17 protein-coding genes are annotated in these 20,194 nt (G+C 72.9%); 16 read left to right on the top strand and 1 reads right to left on the bottom strand.

The genetic code is table 11. The features are described from left to right. The first annotated feature begins 46 nt into the window (after nt 1-46). The 16 genes from ABZ463_RS00405 (at nt 47) to ABZ463_RS00330 (ending at nt 18,691) form a co-directional block, all read left to right on the top strand. On the top strand, nt 47-1,597 hold the full coding sequence (locus ABZ463_RS00405) for an amino acid adenylation domain-containing protein (protein WP_362771633.1): 1,551 nt from the start codon (nt 47-49) through the stop codon (nt 1,595-1,597). 7 nt (nt 1,598-1,604) lie between these two features. Further along, entirely contained in the window at nt 1,605-1,832 is a 228-nt protein-coding gene (locus tag ABZ463_RS00400; RefSeq protein WP_362771631.1) for a phosphopantetheine-binding protein, read from the top strand. After that, nucleotides 1,829-3,175, top strand: coding sequence for an FAD-dependent oxidoreductase (locus ABZ463_RS00395; RefSeq protein WP_362771629.1), 1,347 nt, complete (start codon nt 1,829-1,831; stop codon nt 3,173-3,175). Before ABZ463_RS00400 ends, ABZ463_RS00395 begins: the two co-directional genes overlap by 4 nt. Beyond that, complete coding sequence (locus tag ABZ463_RS00390) at nt 3,168-4,868, top strand: class I adenylate-forming enzyme family protein (protein ID WP_352009125.1); 1,701 nt, start codon at nt 3,168-3,170, stop codon at nt 4,866-4,868. The genes ABZ463_RS00395 and ABZ463_RS00390 overlap by 8 nt, the downstream gene beginning before the upstream one ends. A gap of 8 nt (nt 4,869-4,876) precedes the next feature. Then, on the top strand, nt 4,877-6,244 hold the full coding sequence (locus ABZ463_RS00385; RefSeq protein WP_352009124.1) for a lysine 2,3-aminomutase: 1,368 nt from the start codon (nt 4,877-4,879) through the stop codon (nt 6,242-6,244). After that, a complete protein-coding gene (locus ABZ463_RS00380; protein WP_352009123.1) occupies nt 6,241-7,254 on the top strand; it encodes a hypothetical protein in 1,014 nt (337 codons plus the stop codon). The genes ABZ463_RS00385 and ABZ463_RS00380 overlap by 4 nt, the downstream gene beginning before the upstream one ends. Nucleotides 7,255-7,258: 4 nt before the next feature. Then, nucleotides 7,259-8,488 carry an AMP-binding protein gene (locus ABZ463_RS00375; RefSeq protein WP_362771626.1) on the top strand — a complete coding sequence of 410 codons (1,230 nt, stop codon included), beginning with the start codon at nt 7,259-7,261 and terminating at the stop codon, nt 8,486-8,488. Continuing rightward, on the top strand, nt 8,485-9,759 hold the full coding sequence (locus tag ABZ463_RS00370; protein WP_352009121.1) for an MFS transporter: 1,275 nt from the start codon (nt 8,485-8,487) through the stop codon (nt 9,757-9,759). Before ABZ463_RS00375 ends, ABZ463_RS00370 begins: the two co-directional genes overlap by 4 nt. Continuing rightward, nucleotides 9,756-10,631, top strand: a complete 876-nt coding sequence (locus tag ABZ463_RS00365) for an SDR family NAD(P)-dependent oxidoreductase (protein WP_362771623.1) — start codon at nt 9,756-9,758, stop codon at nt 10,629-10,631. Before ABZ463_RS00370 ends, ABZ463_RS00365 begins: the two co-directional genes overlap by 4 nt. Nucleotides 10,632-10,681: 50 nt before the next feature. Further along, nucleotides 10,682-11,053 (top strand): hydroxyphenylacetyl-CoA thioesterase PaaI, encoded by a 372-nt coding sequence (gene paaI / locus ABZ463_RS00360; RefSeq protein ID WP_352009119.1) that lies wholly within the window; start codon nt 10,682-10,684, stop codon nt 11,051-11,053. Then, nucleotides 11,053-13,185 carry a molybdopterin oxidoreductase family protein gene (locus ABZ463_RS00355; protein ID WP_362771621.1) on the top strand — a complete coding sequence of 711 codons (2,133 nt, stop codon included), beginning with the start codon at nt 11,053-11,055 and terminating at the stop codon, nt 13,183-13,185. The genes paaI and ABZ463_RS00355 overlap by 1 nt, the downstream gene beginning before the upstream one ends. Next, on the top strand, nt 13,182-14,630 hold the full coding sequence (locus ABZ463_RS00350) for an FAD-dependent oxidoreductase (protein ID WP_362771619.1): 1,449 nt from the start codon (nt 13,182-13,184) through the stop codon (nt 14,628-14,630). The genes ABZ463_RS00355 and ABZ463_RS00350 overlap by 4 nt, the downstream gene beginning before the upstream one ends. Next, complete coding sequence (locus ABZ463_RS00345) at nt 14,627-15,976, top strand: MFS transporter (protein WP_352009116.1); 1,350 nt, start codon at nt 14,627-14,629, stop codon at nt 15,974-15,976. The genes ABZ463_RS00350 and ABZ463_RS00345 overlap by 4 nt, the downstream gene beginning before the upstream one ends. A gap of 25 nt (nt 15,977-16,001) precedes the next feature. Beyond that, on the top strand, nt 16,002-17,258 hold the full coding sequence (locus tag ABZ463_RS00340) for a hypothetical protein (RefSeq protein WP_362771616.1): 1,257 nt from the start codon (nt 16,002-16,004) through the stop codon (nt 17,256-17,258). A 539-nt stretch (nt 17,259-17,797) separates the two neighbouring features. Continuing rightward, nucleotides 17,798-18,295 (top strand): cupin domain-containing protein, encoded by a 498-nt coding sequence (locus tag ABZ463_RS00335; protein ID WP_352009114.1) that lies wholly within the window; start codon nt 17,798-17,800, stop codon nt 18,293-18,295. 27 nt (nt 18,296-18,322) lie between these two features. Then, nucleotides 18,323-18,691 (top strand): hypothetical protein, encoded by a 369-nt coding sequence (locus tag ABZ463_RS00330; RefSeq protein ID WP_362771614.1) that lies wholly within the window; start codon nt 18,323-18,325, stop codon nt 18,689-18,691. A 51-nt stretch (nt 18,692-18,742) separates the two neighbouring features. Here the strand turns inward: ABZ463_RS00330 and ABZ463_RS00325 are convergent, their stop codons facing one another. Continuing rightward, nucleotides 18,743-20,062, bottom strand: coding sequence for a PLP-dependent aminotransferase family protein (locus ABZ463_RS00325; protein WP_362772208.1), 1,320 nt, complete (start codon nt 20,060-20,062; stop codon nt 18,743-18,745). Between the last annotated feature and the right edge of the window lie 132 nt (nt 20,063-20,194).

Here is a 20,194-nt window from a genome sequence, read left to right as displayed (position 1 = left end):
TCACTGCAAAACACCATTTGGCGTGTTAACTCAGAAAGAGGCAAGAGTGCCTTATTCGCATCCCGACGTGATAAGGGCGTTCGCGGACGCGGCCGAACGGTATCCGGAACGGCTCGCGACGGCGGACAACGGTCACCCCCTCACCTACGCCGAGTTCGCCGCGTGGGTCCGCGCGACGGCCGGGCGGCTCGGCCCCCGCCCCGGGACGGTCGGGGTGGTCGCCTCGCACTCGGCGGCGACCGTGGCCGCCCTGCTCGGCGTCCTGGCCGCGGGCGGCACGTACTGCCCCGTCGACCCGGCGCACCCGGAGCCCAGGCGGCGGGCGCTGCTGGCGGCGAGCGGGTGCCGCCTGCTGCTCACCCCCGACCCGGACGCGCCCACGCCGCCGGGAGTGCGCGCGCTCGCCCTTCCCTCCCCCGGGGAGGCCGTACCGGGGGAGGCCCTACCGGGGAAGGCCCTACCGGGGGCCGTGCCCGGGACGGGGGACACCGCAGACGCCGACGACCCGGCGTACGTCCTGTTCACCTCCGGCTCAACGGGGGCGCCGAAGCCCGTGGTGACCCCGCGCGGGGCCGTCTCCACCGTGACCGGTGAGCTGCGGACCCTGTTCGGGCTGACCCCCGAGGACCGGGTGCTGCAGTTCGCGTCGCCGAACTGGGACACCTGCCTGGAGGAGATCCTGCCCGCGCTCACCACGGGGGCGGCGCTGGTCTTCGACGAGCGGGCCCACTCGGGCTCCTTCCCCCGGCTGCTACGGATGATCGAGACCGAGCGGATCACCCTGCTCGACCTCCCCTCGGCGTTCTGGCACGAGCTGGTGCGCCACCTGACCGAGGAGCGGGCCGTGCTGCCGGCCTGCGTGCGGACGGTCGTCATCGGCGGGGAGGCCGTCAGCCCCGTACGGCTCGCCGACTGGTGCGCGCTCGGCACCGACGGGATCCGGCTGGTCAACACCTACGGGTGCACGGAGACCACGCTCATCACCCATGCCGTCGACCTGCACGGCCCGTTCGCGCCCCGCAGGGACCGGCCGTGGACGGCGGGGGAGCGGGTCCCGATCGGGCGCCCCCTGCCCCATGTCCGCCAGCACGTCACAGGGGACGGCGAACTGCTCGTCGGCGGCCCCTCGCTGGCGCTCGGCTACCGCGACCTGCCCGAGGCGACCGCGGAACGGTTCGCCGAGGCGGACCTGGGCGAGGGCCCCGAGCGCTGCTTCCACACCGGCGACCGGGTGAGCCGGACCGAAGACGGGACGCTCGTCCACGAGGGACGGCTCGACCACGAGCTCAAGGTCCGTGGTGTCCGGGTCGATCCGGGCGAGGTGGAGGCCCAGATCTCCGGCCACCCGAGGGTGGGCGCGGTGGCGGTCGCGGGCGCGACCGTCGCCGACCACACGACGCTCGCCGCCTACGTCGTGCCCCGCTCGCCCGCCGACGCCCCGACGCTCGCCGGAGACGTCCTGGACTATCTGCGCGCCCGGGTGCCCGGTCATCTGGTGCCCAGCCGGATCACCGTCGTTCCCGAACTCGCCTATACGGCCAGCGGAAAGGTCGATCGAGCGGGTTCGCACCGGCGATACGCGTCCTCAGCCAATTGAAGGAGCAATGCATTCCATGAACGTAGACGCCATCTCCGACATATTCCGGCGTGTGCTGGAAAATGACGATGTAAGGGCCGATTCTGACTTTTTCGTCATGGGTGGAGACTCGCTACTCGCCACCCGTGTGCTGAGCGCGGTCGCCCGGTCCTGGGGGGTCGAGCTGGACTTCGACGACTTCATGACCGCCCCGACGCCGGACGCCCTGGCCAAGAAGATCGCGAGCACGGCATGAGCGTCGTCGTGGTCGGGGCGGGCCTGGCCGGGCTCACCGCCGCGACCGACCTGGCCGCGCGGGGCGTCGAGGTCACCGTCGTCGAGGCACGCGAACGGGTCGGCGGCCGTGTCCACGGCGTCGAGGCCGCCCCCGGCAGCTGGATCGACGCGGGCGCCGCCTACCTGGGGGAACGGCACACCGCGCTGACCGCTCTGATGGCGCAGGTGGGCCTGCGGACCACGCCGACCGCCATGACCGGTGACAGCCGCTTCGCGCTCGGCGACGACGGCGACGGCCGTACCAGGCCCGGACGGTTCCCTCCGTTGTCGGCGGTCGCGCTCGGCGAGCTGTTCGACGCGCTGGACGAGCTGACCCGCGCGGTGCGCGCCGACGCGCCCTGGCTGTCGGCGGACGCCGTACGGCTGGACGCGACGACCGCGGACGAGTGGGCGCGTGAGCACCTGCGCCACCCCGACGCGCGGCTGTTCTTCCCGCTGTTCCTCGGGGAGATGATGGCCGCCGACCCCCGGGACGTCTCGGTCCTGCACATGGGGTTCTACCTGCGCTCGGGCGGCGGGGTCCGCTATCTCAACGCCTTCGCCGGCGGCGCGCAGGAGGACCGCGTCGCCGGTGGCGCGCACCGGCTGTGCGAACTGCTGGCCGGACGGCTCGGCGACCGGGTACGGCTCGGCGAGCCGGTGCGCGCCGTCCACCAGGACGACGAGGGCGTGACGGTGACGACCACGGCCGGTTCGCTGCGGGCCCGCGCCGTGGTGGTCGCGGTGCCGCCGTCGCTCGCCGACGCCGTCGACCACCACCCCGCGCTGCCGGTCCCCCGCTCCGGCGGGCGTACGGCGCCCGGCTGCGCGGTCAAGGTGCACCTGGTCTATCCGAGCCCGGCCTGGCGCGAACGGGGCCTGTCCGGCTGGTCGGTCAACGCGCGCGGGCCGCTGCTGTCCACGGTCGACGACTCGCCGCCCGACGGCGCGATCGGCGTGCTGACCGGTTTCGTGACCGGCAGGCAGGCGCACGACTTCGCCCGGCTGTCCCCCGGCGAGCAACGCGCGCGGGCGTTCGAGCAGGCCGTGCGGCTGTTCCCCGGACTGCCGGAGCCGACCGGCTTCCACGTGACCGACTGGGTCAACGAGGACTACAGCCGGGGGTGCTACGCGGCCCTGTTCGGCCCCGGGGACTGGACACGGCTCGGCCCGCACCTGGTCACCCCGCACGGACGGGTGCACTGGGCCGGCACCGAGACGAGCACGGAGTTCTTCGGCCTGATGGAGGGCGCCATCCGGTCGGGTCACCGCGTCGCCGCAGAAGTGATCACGACTTACGACAGGAGAGACGAGCATGTCTGAGACCACCTCGATCGCCCCCCTGGAGGTCCGGCGGAGGCTGATGACCGAGCCGGGACTCGGCGCGGGCAACTTCCTGGACCACGCCCTGGCCGCCAACCCCAACCGGGACGTCCCCTTCGTCTACAGCCACCACGACGACCACCTCGGCCGGGTCGTGTTACGCGGCCACAGCCTGACCGACCTGGCGGCGCTGCGGGACCGCTACGCCGGGTGGTACCGGGCCAACGGCGTACGGCCCGGCGAGCCGGTCGGCGTCGTGGTCGGCGAGGGGCTCCAACCCCTCATCCACTTCCTGGCGCTCACCTCCCTCGGCGCCGTCCCGGCGATGGTCAACGACGCCATGCGGCCCGACATCATGGCCGGCTACCTCGCTCACGTGGGGGCCGTCGGCGTCGTCGCCGACGACACGACCCGGCTGCAGGCCGCCTACCGGAACAACCCGCGGGAGCGGCCCCGGTTCGTCGCGCCGTCCTCCGAGGTGCGGGCCCACGACGCGGGCTCCGGCACGCCTGACGGCGAGCCCTACCGGCACGCCCCCGACGACGTCGTCGGGCTGATCCACTCCTCCGGCACCACCGGCGTCCCCAAGTCGACGATCCTGGGCCACCTGCAGTTCTGGGACGGCAAACAGCCGAGGATGGTGCGTTTCCCCGCCGAGCCGTACGACAGGCTGATGTCGCTCATGCCGCACACCCACGCGGGCGGGCTGAGCTACTTCCTCACCGCGGTGTTGCTCGGGCTGCCGACCGTCGTCATGTCGGACTGGCGGCGCGTGGCCGTCGAACCGGTCATGGAGGCCTTCCAGCCGACGATGCTGGCCTCCTTCCCCAGGACGTTCGTCGAACTGGCCACCGGCGACCTGCCCGTCAAGGGCGCCGCCAAGGTGCACTCCTGGTTCAACACCGGCGACAGCGCGCACCACGGGCACATCAGGCGCCTGGTACGGCTCGGCGAACGGCCCGCGGGCCTGATCAAGCCGTGGCTGCTGCCCGGCGGGGCCGCCTCCGACGGGCCGCTGCCCGGCTCCCAGTTCGTCGACGGCCTCGGCTCCTCGGAGATGGGGATGGCGCTGTTCGGCCAGGTCACCACGCCGGAGACGCCGAGGAACGACCGCTGCGTCGGCAAGGCGCAGGAGGCCGTGACCCGCGCGGCGGTGCTGGACGAGGACGGTGAGGAGGTGCCCGACGGCACCGTCGGCCTGCTGGCGGTCATCACCCCCTCCAGGACCCCCGGCTACTGGAACGACCCGAAGCTGACCGGAAGCTTCGAGCTCAACGGCTACTGGCTGACCGGGGACGTGGCCCGCAGGGACGGCGAGGGCAACTTCTACCACCTCGACCGGACCATGGACGTCATCGACACCGTGGACGGCCCCGTCTACAGCCTGCCGGTCGAGGAGGTCCTCATCGCCGACTGCGCCGACCTCGTCCAGGACTGCTCGGTCATCGGCGTGCCGGGACGGCCCGGCGAGGGACAGCGCCCGATCGCCGTGGTCGTCCCCCAGGCGGAGGCAGGCGACGTCACCGCCGACGAGGTGCGGGAACGCGCCAACAAGGCCCTCGCGGAGGCGGGCCTGGCCACGCTCGCCGCGGTGGTCGTCGCGCGGGACGAGGCGGACGTACCGCTCGGCCCGACCGGCAAGGTGCTCAAGCGCGAACTGCGCACCCGGCACGCGACGCTGCTGGCCGGGTGATCCTCCGCATGAACGGCGAGGCCTCCCGGCCGTACGTCTACACGCGGCGGCCCCTCGTGGAACCCGACTGGCGGCGGCTGCCCGGCTGGCGCGGCGTCGGCGACGACCTGTGGCGCGACGCCCAGTGGCAGCGTGCCCACTGCGTGAAGAACGCCGCGCAGCTGCGCGCGGTCGTCGGCGACCTGCTCCAGGAGTCCTTCTACGCCGACCTGGCCGCCGACGCGCAACGGTTCGCGACCATGCCGACGCTGCTCACCCCGCAGTTGCTCAACGTGATGGCGCCGGACGCCGTGACCGGCCCCGCCTCCTTCACCGAGGCGTTCCTGGCCGACCCGGTCCGCCGCTACATGCTGCCGGTCTGCTCCGACCGCCACCCCGAGTGGCCGAGCCACCCGCTCGCGCGGCGCGACTCACTGCACGAGGCGGAGATGTGGGCCGTGGAGGGCCTGACCCACCGCTACCCGACCAAGGTGCTGGCCGAGCTGCTGTCCACCTGCCCGCAGTACTGCGGGCACTGCACCCGGATGGACCTGGTCGGCACCTCGACCCCGCAGGTCGTCAAGGCCGGCCTCGCCCTCAGGCCGGTCGACCGGCAGGAGCTGATGCTGGACTACCTCAAGCGCACCCCCGGCGTGCGGGACGTGGTGGTCTCCGGCGGTGACGTGGCCAACGTGCCCTGGCCCCGGCTTGAGGCGTTCCTGCTGCGGCTGCTCGAACTGGAGTCCGTACGGGACATCCGGCTGGCGACCAAGGCGCTGGTCGGCCTGCCACAGCACTGGCTGCGGCCGGACGTGGTCGAGGGAGTCGGCCGGGTGTCCGCCGTCGCCCGTGCCCGCGGGGTGAACCTGGCCGTGCACACCCACGCCAACCACGTGCGCTCGGTGACACCGCTGGTGGCCGAGGCGGCCCGCGCCCTGCTCGACGCGGGTGTGCGGGACGTGCGCAACCAGGGCGTGCTGCTGCGCGGGGTGAACGCCACCCAGGCCGACCTGCTCGACCTGTGCTTCGCCCTGCAGGGCGAGGCGGGCATCCTGCCGTACTACTTCTACCTCTGCGACATGATCCCCAACGCCGAGCACTGGCGGACGCCGCTGCACCAGGCGCAGCGCCTCCAGGAGTCCCTCATGGGCTACCTGCCCGGCTACGCGACGCCACGGATCGTGTGCGACGTGCCGTACGTCGGCAAACGCTGGGTGCACCAGGTCGCCGAGTACGACCGGGAACGCGGCGTCTCCCACTGGACCGGCAACCACGGGGTCGGCCCCGGCCGGGACGGACCCTCCGCCCCGGGAGACCGCTTCCCCTTCTACGACCCGATCGACACCTTGCCCGAGCCGGGCCGCCTCTGGTGGACCCGAGGAGAGGGACGACGATGACCCTGCCCCCCGAGAGCACACTGCGTCGTATGTGCTGGATCTTCCCCGACCGGGAGTCGTCCAGGACCGGCGCCATGTGGCGCCACTACTTCTGGGACATGTACGCCGAGGTGGCCGAGGAGCTCGGCCTGACCTGGACCAGGCACGCCCCCGAGGCGGTGACCGTGGACGGCCTCGAACCCGGCAAGCCGCGTGTCTACGTGGACGACGAGCTCGTCACCCCGCAGGACACGCTCTTCATCACCGCGCTGTACTCGCTGCCCTACCAGGACATGGACGTGTTCAACCAGTACGGCCTGTACGCCGTGCTCGAACAGGCCGGCTTCTACCTGCCGTTCCCGCCGTGGCTGTCCCCGATCGCCAACGACAAGCTCGCCACCGTCCTGCACCTGCACGACTCCCCCATCCCGCCGATCCCCACGATCCGCGTCGGCAGCGGACGGGACGTGGGCAAACACCTGTACGAGGTGGCGCTGGACGGCCTCACCTACCCGGCCATCGTCAAGCCCGCCGGGTGGTGCGGCGGCGGCGGGGTCAACCTGGCCCGCGGCCCCGAGGACGTCAGAGGCCTGGCCAGCCTGGCGCAGGGCGGCGACACCACCCTCGTGCTCCAGCCCTACCTCGGCGACGGCACGGTCGACTACCGGGTCTACGTCGTGGACGGCAGGCCGTACGCGGTGCTGAAGCGGACCCCGGAGGCCGGGTCGCCGGTCGCCAACGCCAGCCGGGGCGGCGCGATGGAGTTCGCGCCCGTCCCGCCCGAACTGGCGGAGGCGACGGCCTACTTCCACCGCAAACTGCCCATCCCGTTCTTCTGCGTCGACTTCCTCCACGACGGCGAACGGTTCTGGTTCTCCGAGCTCGAACCCGACGGGGTGATCGCCCCCGACTTCGGCGACCCGGGCCGGGCGGTTCAGCGGGACGTCACCCGGGCGCGCTGGACGGCCTACCGGGACGCCCACACCCGCTGGATGACGCGGGACTCCTCGACGACCCACGAAAGCCGGTGACGACATGACCGAATCGTTCTCCCTGCCGCCGGAGGCCGCCGAGCCCCGCCTCGACGTCGCACGGCGCTCCCTGGAACGGCTCAGGGACGTGCCCGCGCTGGCGCCGCGCTACGCCGGCCACGGCAAGGTGCTCACCCTCGACGACCTCGCCGCGCTGCCCCCGCTGGTCAAGGACGACCTCAACGTGGCCCTGGCGCACCTGAGGCCCCGGGCGGAGCACGGCGCGACCTGGCTCTTCCAGAGCGGCGGCAGCACCGGAGAGCCCAAGGTCGGCCACGCTCCGACCGGGTTCTACATGCGCGGCGTCCACGAGCAGTGGCGACCGCTCGGGCGCGACGACGTCTTCGTCAACGGCTGGGGCGCGGGCCGGATGTGGGGCGCCCACTTCCTGGCCGCCGCCTTCGCCGACCTGTCCGGCTGCGAGGTCATCGCGCTCGGCTCGGTCTCCGCGCCGGAGTACGGCGACTGGCTGTCGTTCTTCGCCACCAGGGGCGTGAGCGCGTTCGGCGGCACCCCGAGCGTGCTGCGGCTGTGGTTCGCGCACGCCAGGCAGGCCGGAATCCGCCTGCCCGCGCTGCGCAAGGTGCTCTGGCTCGGCGAGGCCTGGCACCCGCAGCTCGACGAGGACCTCGCCGAGGTCGCGCCGGACGCGCGCCGCTGGGGCATGTTCGGCAGCACCGAGACCTGGGTCGCGGGCACCAACACCCCCGACTGCCCGGCGGACGTCTTCCACCTGCTGCCCGAACAGCTCGTCCACGTGGACCAGGACGAACTGCTGGACTTCACCACCCTCAACCCGGACATGCTCAACCCGGTGCTTCGCTACCGGACCGGCGACGCCGGACGGTTCACGACGTGCGAGTGCGGCAGGCCCGACCGGGCGCTGCGCGTCCTGGGCCGCCGTGACTCGGTGGTCCAGGTGCGCGGACTCGGGCTCCACGTGGACGACATCGTCGCGCGGGCGGAACGGGAGCCCGGCGTCCTGCGGGCGCAGGTCCTGGTCAACGAGCGGCGGGACCGGGTCTCCTCCGTCGAGGTGCTGCTGCTCACCGCCCCGAACGCTCCCGAGGGCCTGGCCGTACGGCTGCGCGAGGACCTCATGTCCTCGACCTTCACCATCAGCACCGCCTTCCAGCACGACCCGGGGTCCTTCCGGGTCACGGTCGCCGACGCGCTGGTCGGCAACGAACGCACCGGCAAGACCGCCTCCTTCGTGGTGCGGGAGGAGCCGTGAGGCCGAGGACCTCCCTCGGCCGGGAGTTCAACCTGTTCTGGGGCGGCCAGACGATCAGCCTCGTCGGTGACCGCATCACGGTGTTCGTCGTGCCCACCCTGATGATCTTCGCGTTGCACGCCTCGCCGTTCGAGGTCGGCGTGGTCGCCATGGCGCAGTACCTCGGCATCCCCCTGCTCGGGCCGGTCGCGGGCGTGCTCGTCGACCGCTGGGACCGGCGCAGGACCCTGGTCGCCTGTGACCTCGTACGGCTGGCCGCCGTGGCGGCCATGCCCGTCACCTACTGGCTCGGCGTGCTGTCCACCCCGGTGCTGTTCGTCTGCGTGGCGCTGGTCAGCGGGGCGACGATCTTCTTCAACGTCGGCTACCTCGTCGCGGTGCCCACCACCGTCCCCGAGGACAAACTGGTCAGGGCCTACTCCCGGCTTGAGGGCAGCAGGACCGTCTCCGAGGTCGCGGGCCCGTCGATCGCCGCCGGCCTGTACCACGCGCTCGGGGTGGCCGCGTTGCTCGTGGACGCCGCCAGCTACCTGGTCTCGGCCGCCTGCTTCCGCACCATGCGGCCCTGGGGGGCGGGAACCGTCCAGCACGGCTCCATCTGGTCACGGCTGGTCCTGGGATTCCGGCTCAACTGGACCGACCCGGTGCTGCGCCGGGTGGTGATCGCCGCGGTGACGCTGAACTCGGGCGGCCCCATCTTCGTCACGGTGCTGCCGGTGCTGGCCTACCAGGGCCTCGGCGTCCCGGTCGGCGTGTTCGGGGCGGCGATGTCGGCCGCGGCGGTGGGCGCGGTCCTCGGCGCGCTCGTCGCGCCCAGGATCGGCGCCCGGCTCGGCCTCGGCCGTACGCTGGCTTGGGCGCTCCTGCTGCACTGCCTGGTCGGCCTGGGCATCCTCGCCGCACCCGCGCTGCCCGCCGCGCCCGTCATCGGGGTGACGTTCGGCTGCTACGGCTTCTTCATGTCGTGCATCAACGTCTGCAGCGCCCCGATCCGCCAGTCGCGGATGACGGCCGACAACCAGGGCGTCACACACGCGGCCTTCCGCACCGCGACGTGGGGGGTCATCCCGCTGGCCGCGCTCGTGGGCGGACTGGCGGTCACCCTGCTCACCGGCGACCTGGGCGTGCTCAACGCCGCCAAGGCCGTCATGGTCGGCGGCACGCTGCTGGCCGCGCTCTCCTTCGTGCCCGCCTCCGGCGTCCAGGCGCTGCTCGACCGGGCCGCCGCCGAACAGCAGGAGGAGCCTCAGCTGTCCGGGAGCGCGTCGTGACGCCCCGGCGCGGAGTCCTGCTGGTCACGGGAACCTCCTCGGGCATCGGCCTGGCGACCGCGGTGAGCGCGGCGCGGGCCGGGTTCACCGTGGTCGCCACGATGCGCGACCCGGACCGGGCGGACGAGCTGCGCGAGGCGGCCGGCCAGGCCGGGGTCACCCTGGACGTGCGGCGCCTCGACGTCACCGACGCCGGCTCCGTCGACACCTGCCTGCGGGAGGTACGGCTGACCCACGGACGCCTCGACGCGCTGGTCAACAACGCCGGGATCTCCAACTTCGACCCCACCATGGAGATGTCCACCCTGGAGGCCCTGCGGGCCAACCTGGAGGTGAACTTCTTCGGCGTCGTCGCCGTCAGCCGGGTCGCGATGCCGCTGCTGCGCGCCAGCCGGGGCCGCCTGCTGACCGTCGGCAGCGTGCACGGCGTCGTCGGACAGCCCTTCAACGAGGCCTACGCGGCGGCCAAGGCGGCCGTCGAGGGCTTCATGGAGAGCCTGGCCCCGGTCGCCGCCCGGCACGGGGTCCGCGTCGGCGTGGTCGTGCCCGGCTTCGTGCCCGGCACCCGGTTCGGGATCTTCCCCGGCGTCAACAGGGAGACCGTCCGCGCCGCCTCGGGACCGTACGCGGAGACCTTCTCCGACTACCTGGCCTGGGTGACCGGCCAGGGGTGGGAGGGGGCGGGCCAGTCCCGCTGGGAGGTGGCCGAGGTCGTGGTGCGTGCGCTGACCGCCGAGGCGCCGCCGTTCCGCATCCCCACCAGCGACTGGGTCACCGCCTACCTGTCGCACAAACTCGCCGACCCGGACGGCTCCGCCGTGCAGAAACTGGCCGGGACCTGGGTCTCCGGCTCCGACGGGGCGGCCCGGTGAACGGCGCGGCCAACGGTGGGGGCAGCTGTGGGGGCGGCGCCGGAGACGCCGTGTGCCGCTCCCTGGGCATCACCGTCGAGGAGGTCTCCGTGGGAAGGGCCCGGCTGCGGATGCGGATCTCCGAGGACATGTTGAACGGCCACGGCCTGGCCCACGGCGGCTACCTGTTCCTGCTGGCCGACGCCGCCTTCGCCTACGCCGGCAACGCCCGCGGCCCGGTCACGCTGGCGCAGAGCGCGCAGATCACGTTCCTGCGCCCGGCCGAGGCCGGTGAGGAACTGCTCGCCGAGGCCGTCGAACGCACCAGGTACGGCAGGCAGGGCGTCTACGACGTGACCGTGCGGCGCCCCTGCGGCGAGATCGTCGCGGAGTTCCGCGGCCAGAGCGTGACGGTCTCCGGCAGGCCCGGTGGAGTGTCGTGATGAGCACGAGCACCGGGACGCACTGCCCCTACTGCGCGTTGCAGTGCGGGATGACCCTGACTCCGCTCCCACCGGCGGGCGCGCGGGTCGGCCCCAGGGACTTCCCGGTGAACGAGGGCGCCCTGTGCCAGAAGGGGTGGACGGCGGCGGCGCTGCTCGACACCCCCGACCGGCTCACCCACCCGCTCGTCCGCCGCCGCAGGGACGAGCCGCTCCGGCCCGCGACCTGGCCGGAGGCCCTCGACCTGATCGCCGGGCGGCTGCGGGAACTGCGTGAACGGCACGGGCCGGACGCGGTCGCCGTCTTCGGCGGTGGCGGCCTCACCAACGAGAAGGCCTACCTGCTCGGCAAGTTCGCCAGGGTCGCCCTGCGCACCTCGCAGATCGACTACAACGGCCGGTTCTGCATGTCGTCGGCCGCGGCGGCGGGCATCCGGGCCTTCGGCCTCGACCGGGGGCTGCCGTTCCCGGTCACCGACCTGCGGGAGGCGGAGACGGTCATGCTGGTCGGGGCCAACGTCGCCGAGACGATGCCGCCGTTCGTCCGGCATCTGCGCCGGGCCAGGGACCACGGCGGTCTCGTCGTGGTCGACCCCCGGCGCACCGCGACGGCCGAACTGGCCTCGCTGCACCTGGCGCCCAGGCCGGGCACGGACCTGGCGCTGGCGCTCGGCATGCTGCACGCGGCGGTCGCCGGGGGGCACCTGCGGCACGACTACGTCGGCGCGCGGACCGGCGGGTTCGCCGGGGCGTGGCGCGTCGCCGCGCGCTGGCGTCCCGAGGAGGCCGAACGGGTCACCGGGGTCGCGGGCGCCGACCAGCGGGCCGCCGTCGAACTGCTCGCCGGGGCGCGTAACGCCTACGTCCTGACCGGCCGGGGAACCGAACAGCACTCCAACGGCGTGGACACCGTCTCCGGCTGGATCAACCTGGCACTCGCCCTCGGGCTGCCGGGGCGTACGGGCTCCGGCTACGGCTGCCTGACCGGGCAGGGCAACGGGCAGGGTGGCCGTGAGCACGGGCAGAAGGCCGACCAGCTGCCGGGTTACCGGCGCCTCGACGACGAGGCGGCGCGCCGGCACGTGGCCTCCGTGTGGGGCGTCGCCCCCGAGGAGCTTCCCGGTCCCGGCCGCTCCGCCTACGAGCTGCTGGACGCGCTGGGCACCTCGACCGGGCCGAGGGCTCTGCTGCTGTTCGGCAGCAACCCCGTGGTCTCGGCGCCCCACGCCGCGCACGTGACACGCAGGCTCGCCGCCCTCGACCTGCTGGTCGTCGCCGACGTCGTCCCGTCGGAGACCGCGCTGCTGGCCGACGTGGTGCTGCCGGTCACCCAGTGGGCCGAGGAGGAGGGCACGATGACGAACCTGGAGGGGAGGGTGCTGCTGCGGCGCAGGGCCGTACCTCCCCCCGAGGGGGTCCGCGGAGACCTGACCGTCCTGCGGGAGCTCGCCGTACGGCTCGGGCAGCCCGCCGAGCGCTTCCCCGACGATCCCGAGGAGGTGTTCGCGGAACTCGCCCTGGCCTCCCGCGGCGGCGCGGCGGACTACTCGGGGCTCAGCCACCGGCGGCTGCGAGCCGGCGAGACACCGCACTGGCCCTGCCCTGAACCCGGCCATCCGGGAACGCCCCGCCTGTTCCTGGACGGCTTCGCCCACCCCGACCGCCGGGCGCGCTTCACACCCGTCGAGCACCGGGGACCCGCCGAGTCCCCCGACGCCGTCTACCCGCTGGTCGCCACGACCGGCCGGACGCTCGCGCACTACCAGTCCGGCGCGCAGACCCGCCGGGTCGCCGAACTGGTCAGAGTGGCGCCCGCGCCGTACGTGGAGGTGCATCCCGACACGGCCCGGCGGGCCGGGCTGGCCGACGGCGACCTGGCCCGTGTCGTCTCACGGCGGGGCGCGGTCGAGGCCGAGGTGCGCTGCGCGCCGGGGATCAGGCCGGACACGGTGTTCGTGCCGTTCCACTTCCCCGGCGCGGGCCGGGCCAACCTGATCAGCAACCCGGCGCTCGACCCCGTCAGCGGGATGCCGGAGTTCAAGGCGTGCGCGGTACGGCTCACCCCCGCCCGTGAATCCTCCGCCCGTGAATCCTCCGCCCGTGAGATCCCCGCCCACGAGGAGGGGTCGTGAGTCCCCGCAGGGTGGTGGTCGTCGGTTACGGCATGGCCGGAGCCCGATTGGCCGAGCTGGTCAGGGAACGCGACCCACGGGGCGAGCTGGTCGAGCTGACCGTCGTGGGTGCCGAGTCCCGTCCCGCCTACAACCGGGTGCTGCTGCCCGGCGTGCTGGACGGCACGATGACCGCCGACGGCATCGCCCTGCACGGACGGGAGTGGGCACGGGACAACCGGGTCCGGCTGCTGCTCGGGGCCGTCGCCGTACGGCTGGACCGGGCGGCGCGCATGGTCCACCTCGCGGACGGCCCTCCGATCGGCTACGACGCCCTGGTGCTGGCGACCGGCAGCAGGCCGTGGCTGCCGCCGGTCGGCGGGCTGACCGGCGAGCGAGGTGAGCCCGCGCGGGGCGTGGCCACCCTGCGCGGCCTGGACGACTGCGCGCGGATCGCGGCCGTGACCGGCCCCGGAGTCCCGGTCGCCGTGCTCGGCGGCGGGGTGCTCGGCGTGGAGACCGCGCTCGCGCTGGGCAGGCGCGGCGCCGGGGTCACGCTGATCCATCCCGCGCCCCACCTGATGGAACGCCACCTGGACCCGACAGCCGGGATGATCCTGGCCCGGCTGTGCCACGCGGCGGGAGTACGGGTCGTGACCGGCCTGACCGCGGTCAGGCACTACCCGGACGAGGGCGTCAAGCTGGAGGACGGCGCGTTCGTCCCGGCCGCGCTGACGGTGGTGACCACCGGGGTGCGCCCCGAGACGGACCTGGCCGTCGCCGCCGGGCTGGGCTCGGCGGAGGGCGTCCCGGTCGACGACCGGCTGCGCACCGCCGACCCGTACGTCCACGCCGTCGGCGACTGCGCCCGGACCGGTGACGCGCCGTCCGGCCTGCTGCGGCCCGCCTGGGATCAGGCGGCGGTGCTGGCCGACCTGCTCACCGGCGCCGGCCCCACGGCACGCTACCGCGCGAGCCCTCCGGTCACCCGGCTGCGCGCCGGGGACGTCGACCTCACCGTGTTCGGCGCCTCGCACCTCGGGCTGGACAGCCGGGAGGCCGAGGTGCTCGGCTACGCCGACCCCGCCAGGGGGACCTACGCCAAGCTGACGCTCGACGGCGACCGGGTGACCGGGGCGATCGTGCTCGGGCTGCCCGGCGTCGGGGCGACGCTGACCCAGCTGTACGACACCGGGTGGCCCGCACCCGCCGACCGGCTCGCCCTGCTGCTCGGACGAACGCCGCCACCGGCCGTCGACGACGACCCCGCCCGCCTGCCCGGCTCCACGGTGATCTGCCGGTGCAACTCGGTGACCAAGGACGACCTGACCCGCGCGGCCCGCGCCACAGGCGGCGGCGTGACCGCGCTGGTCCGCGCGACCAGGGCGAGCACGGGGTGCGGTGACTGCCTGCCAAAAGTACGACGCCTCGCCGATCCACACGAGACGACAGGAACCCCTACATGAACGACAGACGCCCCAAGACCCGCAGAACCGGACGCTGGATCGACCACTGGGAACCGGAGGACCCCGGCTTCTGGGCGGCGACCGGACGCCGCGTCGCCACCAGGAACCTCCTGTTCTCCATCGTCGTCGAGCACCTCGGCTTCACGGTGTGGCTGCTGTGGAGCGCCGTCGTCGTCCTGCTGCCCGCCGCGGGCTTCCCCTTCGACGTCGACCAGCTCTTCTGGCTGGTCGCGGTGCCCAACCTGGTGGGCGCCGCACTGCGGCTGCCGTACACCTTCGCGGTCTCGGCCTTCGGCGGGCGCAACTGGAACGTGGCCAGCGCGCTCCTGCTGCTCGTCCCCGCCGGGCTGCTGACCTGGATGGTCTCCGACCCGCGCACGCCGTACTGGATGTTCCTCGTGGCCGCGGCCACGGCCGGGCTCGGCGGCGGGAACTTCGCCTCCTCCATGGCCAACGTCTCCTACTTCTACCCGGAACGGAGTAAGGGCTTCGCGCTGGGCGTGAACGCGGCGGGCGGCAACCTCGGAGTGGCCGTGGTGCAGCTGACGGTCCCGCTCGTCGCGGCCTTCGGCCTGGCCAACGCCGGTGCGGTGTGGGTGGTGCCGATCCTGGCGGCGGCCCTGTGCGCCTACCTGTTCATGGACAACCTGGCCGTGGTGAGAGCCGACTTCGCCTCACAGAGCAGTGCCTTCCGCCGTGGACACACATGGGTCATGTCCTTCCTCTACATCGGCACCTTCGGCTCCTTCATCGGCTACTCGGCGGCGTTCCCGCTGCTGGTCAAGGCGACCTTCCCCGAGGCCGCGGCCACCTACTCCGCCTTCCTCGGCGCCCTGGTCGGCTCACTGGCCCGCCCCCTCGGCGGCTGGCTGGCCGACCGTCACGGCGGGGCCAGGGTCACCGCGTGGTCCTTCACCGCCATGGCCGCCGGCGCCACCGGTGCCCTCGCCGGACTCGGCACGCGCAGCTTCCCGCTCTTCCTCGGCGCGTTCATGGTGCTGTTCGTCGCCTCGGGGACGGGCAACGGCTCCACCTACCGCATGATCCCGGCGATCTTCACCGCCCAGGCGGAACGTGACGTCGCCGACGGCGTGGAACGCGAGCAGGCCCGGCTGCGCGCCAGGCGGGAGGCCGCGGCCGCCATCGGCATCGCCTCCGCGGTCGGCGCCTTCGGCGGCTTCCTCATCCCGCGCGGTTTCGCCGTCTCCCTCTCGCGGACCGGCTCCGTGGACGTCGCGCTCTACCTGTTCCTGGCCGCCTACGGCGTGTTCCTGGCCACGAACTGGTGGTTCTACCGCCGCCGGGTGCTGGCCCGAATCCCCAGCCTGGCCCACGCCCTGATCTGAACCCCTCTCCCGGAAGGAGCAGCACATGCCCGCCAAACCGCTGCGCGACCTGATCGACTTCGCCCGGCGCAACTCCCCCTTCTACGCCGACCTCTACCGTGACGTACCGCACGGCACCGAGGACCTCACCCTGCTGCCGATCATCGACCAGACGGCCTTCTGGGCCGCGAACACCTGGCCGGACAACCGGCTGCTGACCGGGCCGCTGACCGACGCCGGGGTCTACACCTCCGGCGGCACGACCGGCGCGCCGAAGTTCTCCCCGTGGACCCGTACCGAGCACACCGACTCGGTCAGCGCCTTCGGGGCGGGCATGGTCAGGTCGGGCCTGAGACCCGGTCACCGGGTGGCGAACCTGTTCTTCGCCGGCGAACTGTACGGAGGGTTCCTCTACATCGACAACGCCCTCTACCACGCCCCTGTCGAGAACGTCCGGCTGCCCGTCGCGGGCTCCGCGCCGGACGACTACATCGCCGACCTGATCGCGGCCTTCGACGTCGAGGTGCTGGCGGGACCGCCGATGAAGCTCAGCGGGGTCGCCGACGCGATGAACGCCAGGGGGCTGACGGCCGAGTCGGTCGAACTGCTGCTGTTCGGCGGCGACCTCCTCTTCGACGACCTGCGCCCGCACCTGGCCAAGGCCTTCCCCCAGGCGGTGATCGCCTCGCTCGGGTACGCCTCCGTCGACGCCGGGCTGGTCGGCGCCCCGGTCGTCGGTGACGACGTGCGGGTGCACGAGGCCTTTCCCAACAGGACGCTGGTCGAGCTGGTCGACGAGGTGACCGGCGAACCGATCACCACCCCCGGCGTGCCCGGCCGGGTGCTCGTCACCAACCTGTTCCGGACCCTGATGCCGATCATCCGCTACCCGGTCGGCGACCGGGCCGAGTGGATCGACGACGAGTGCCGCCGGTTCCGGCTGGTCGGCAGGACGACGGAGGGCGCCAGGGTGGCGATGGTGACGATGCGCACCGAGGACGTCCGCGAGGTGATCGTCGCGGCCGACACCGACCGGGTGCTGGCCGGGATGCAGCTGGTACAGCGCCGCTGGGACAACAAGGACGGCCTGGTGCTCCGTCTCGCCTACACCGAGGAACCGTCCGAGGCCCTGACCAGGCACTTCATCGAGGCCGTGCACGAGGCCCGCCCGATGTACCCCGAGTACGCGGCCAAGGGGTTCGTCCACCCCCTGAGCATCGAGTGGGTACGGCCCGCGGACCTGGCCACCAACCCCAGAACCGGCAAACTGATCCCCCTGGTCGACGAACGCCCCCACGCCTGACGATCTCTGATCGAGCCCCGGTGTCTCCGGCGCCGGAGCCCTCCCCTTTACAATGTAGATCAAAATCAAGGACCCGTGGACCGCACAGGCCGGGAAAGGACCACCGTACGAGCATCCGGCACGGAACCTTCCCGGCCCTGGCCGTGGACGCCTCGGCCCCCGCCACACGACACCCCCGCGAGGCGGGCCGGGCCCGCTTGTGCCCGAGGTGGCACCCCTCTTCGACCACCTCTACCCCCGCACGCCGGACCCGCTGTTCGACCGTCATCACCGGCCCGCCCCGAACGGCCCGCAAACGGCCCGGCGTCCGAGAAGGACCGCCCCCGTACGGGGGCGGTCCCGGCGTGTTCGTGCTCGGCCTGCGCCCGGGACGGCTCCGCCGCGCTCCCCCTCCGCAGGGTCCGCACAGAGACCGGACGTAGATTGACCCATGTTCTCATGGCCAAAATGAACCATGTGGTGGGTCTTTTCGGGCCCTAGATTCGGTTGTGCCGCCACGGAGAAACGTTCCTGCGGTATCACCGAACATCGGAGAGATCATGAACTTCGCCACCGCTGACCAGCCCGTTCTCGTCCGGTCCCTCGAAGCCGAGGCCCTGCGGGACGGCGCGAGCAGCCTGATCACCCTGCTCGCCGACTCCGGGGAAACCGGCGGTGCGCTGACCGCCAACAAGGCGACGTTCCTGAAGGGGTCGCCGGGTGCGCCCGCGCATTTCCACACCCGGGCCACGGAGATGTTCTACGTCCTGCGCGGTTCGATGCGGATCCTGCTGAACGACACGGTCGTGACCCTCGGCCAGGGCGACTTCCTCACCGTTCCGCCGACCGTTCCGCACGCGTTCGCCCCGTCGGCGGGGTCCGAGGCCGAGATGCTCGTCGTCTTCACGCCCGGGATGGACCGGTTCGACTACTACCGGCTGCTTGAGCGCGTCCACCACGGCGAAGCCTCCGTCCAGGAGATCCGCGACAGCTCCGAGCGCTTCGACAACCACTACTTCGACAGCCCCGTCTGGCAGCGGGAACTCGCCCGGCGCTGAAGCCCCTCCGCGAAGAAGGACTCCATCATGACCGCTCTGACCGCACCCGGTATCGCGGCCCGCCGACGGCCGGGCCTCACCCTGGCGCTGCTGGCGTTCGCACAGCTGATCGTCTCGATCGACTACAACATCGTGTACGTGACGCTGCCCGAGATCGGCTCGGCTCTCGGCTTCTCCGCCCAGAGCCTGCAGTGGGTGATCAGCGCCTACGCGGTGGCCTTCGGCGGCTTCCTCCTGCTCGGCGGCGGGGGCGCCGCGATCGTCGCCGTCACCCTCTCTCCGGCCGCCCCCTCCCCCACCGCCGTCACCGGCGGCCTCCAGACCGCCGTCACCATCGCCGTCGCGGGCATCGCCCTCACCGCCCTCCTCGCCCTCCGGCTCCGCGGCCCTCGCTGAGAGCCCGGTCACCGCCCCGTCCCCGGACGGGGCTTTCGCCGTCCCTGCGGTTCACGGGGCGGGTGGAAGGATCTCGCAGAGGGCGGCGAGGGCGGCGGCGTAGGCGTGGTCGGACGGGGTCGCGTAGCCGACGACGAGGCCCTCAAGGTCGGCGGGGGTGTCGGGGTGCCGGAAGCCGGCCAGGCCGTCCAGGGACACACCGCGCCAGGCGGCGGCCCTCAAGGTGGCGGCCTCGGTGCCGTACGGCAGGCGCAGGACGGCGTGCAGGCCCGCGGCGATGCCGGCCACCTCGATGTGCGGAGCCTGGCCGGCGAGGGCCTCCACCAGCCGGTTGCGGCGTTCGCGGTAGCGCTGGCGCATGTGGCGGATGTGGCGGTCGTAGGCGCCGGAGACGATCAGGTCGGCGAAGGTGAGCTGGTCCACGACGCCGGTCCAGCGTTCGCGCTGGCCCTTCACCGCCAGGACCGGGTCGACCAGATGTTCGGGGAGCACCATCCAGCCGAGCCGGAGGGCGGGCGAGATGCTCTTGCTCGTCGAACCGACGTACAGGACGTGCTCGGGATCGAGCGCCTGGACCGCGCCCACCGGTTCCCGGTCGTACCGGAACTCGCCGTCGTAGTCGTCCTCGATCACGACGCCGCCGCGCTCGCGTGCCCAGTCGACGGCGATGTTGCGGCGTGCCGGGGTGAGCGGACCGCCGATGGGGAACTGGTGGGCGGGGGTGAGCAGCACCGAGCGGACACCCCGTCGCCCGGCCAGGTCCTCGGTTCTGGTGCCGTGGTCGTCCAGGCCGAGCGCCACCGTCCTGACCCCGTCGGCGGCCAGCAGGGAACGGTGGAACGCCAGGCCGTACGCTTCGACGGCCAGCGGGCCGCGCAGCACGCCGCCGCCGAACAGCAGGCGTAGCGCGTCGGCGAAACCGGCGCAGATCACGATGCGTTCCGGAACGGCCCGCACCCCACGGGCACGGGCCAGATAGTCGACGAGCGCGGTGCGCAGCTCGATCCGCCCCTGGGGATCACCCGGCCCGAACGCGTCGTTCGGCGCGGCGGCGAGAGCACGGCGGGTCGAGGCGGACCAGGCGTTCCTGGGGAACGACGACGCGTCCGGCTGCCCCTGCGACAGGTTGTGCGCCGGGGCGGCGGGCACGGCCCGCGGCCTCCTCGGCACCCGCGCCGTCTTCGCGGGAGCCGCGCGTTCGGCGACCCGGGTTCCCGAGCCCTGCCGCGCGGTCAGCCAGCCCTCGGCGACCAGTTCGGCGTAGGTGTCGGCGACCGTGTTCCTGGCGATTCCGAGGTCGACCGCGAGCGATCGATAAGGAGGCAGCCGCACCCCCGGGGCGAGCCGCCCGTCCTGGATCGCCGCCCGCAGCGCCCGCCCGAGAGCGGCTCGCCGTGATCCGGTTCCGTCCAGCTCAAGATGCAGGTCAGAACCGATGCGCTCCGCCGAATTGACCCAAGGTTCCGACAGTGGAATGCACCTCCTGAGCGGTCTATCAACTCC

Source organism: Streptosporangium sp. NPDC020145, from assembly GCF_040631275.1.
Lineage (GTDB): Bacteria > Actinomycetota > Actinomycetes > Streptosporangiales > Streptosporangiaceae > Streptosporangium.
Note: the sequence above shows the minus strand (reverse complement) of the source record. Positions and strands in the feature narration are given on the sequence as shown.

Coding starts and splice junctions, on each gene's coding strand:
- ABZ463_RS00400 (WP_362771631.1), top strand. CDS start 1,605: ATGCATTCCATGAACGTAGACGCCATCTCCGACATATTCCGGCGTGTG.
- ABZ463_RS00395 (WP_362771629.1), top strand. CDS start 1,829: ATGAGCGTCGTCGTGGTCGGGGCGGGCCTGGCCGGGCTCACCGCCGCG.
- ABZ463_RS00390 (WP_352009125.1), top strand. CDS start 3,168: ATGTCTGAGACCACCTCGATCGCCCCCCTGGAGGTCCGGCGGAGGCTG.
- ABZ463_RS00385 (WP_352009124.1), top strand. CDS start 4,877: ATGAACGGCGAGGCCTCCCGGCCGTACGTCTACACGCGGCGGCCCCTC.
- ABZ463_RS00380 (WP_352009123.1), top strand. CDS start 6,241: ATGACCCTGCCCCCCGAGAGCACACTGCGTCGTATGTGCTGGATCTTC.
- ABZ463_RS00375 (WP_362771626.1), top strand. CDS start 7,259: ATGACCGAATCGTTCTCCCTGCCGCCGGAGGCCGCCGAGCCCCGCCTC.
- ABZ463_RS00355 (WP_362771621.1), top strand. CDS start 11,053: ATGAGCACGAGCACCGGGACGCACTGCCCCTACTGCGCGTTGCAGTGC.
- ABZ463_RS00345 (WP_352009116.1), top strand. CDS start 14,627: ATGAACGACAGACGCCCCAAGACCCGCAGAACCGGACGCTGGATCGAC.
- ABZ463_RS00340 (WP_362771616.1), top strand. CDS start 16,002: ATGCCCGCCAAACCGCTGCGCGACCTGATCGACTTCGCCCGGCGCAAC.
- ABZ463_RS00335 (WP_352009114.1), top strand. CDS start 17,798: ATGAACTTCGCCACCGCTGACCAGCCCGTTCTCGTCCGGTCCCTCGAA.
- ABZ463_RS00330 (WP_362771614.1), top strand. CDS start 18,323: ATGACCGCTCTGACCGCACCCGGTATCGCGGCCCGCCGACGGCCGGGC.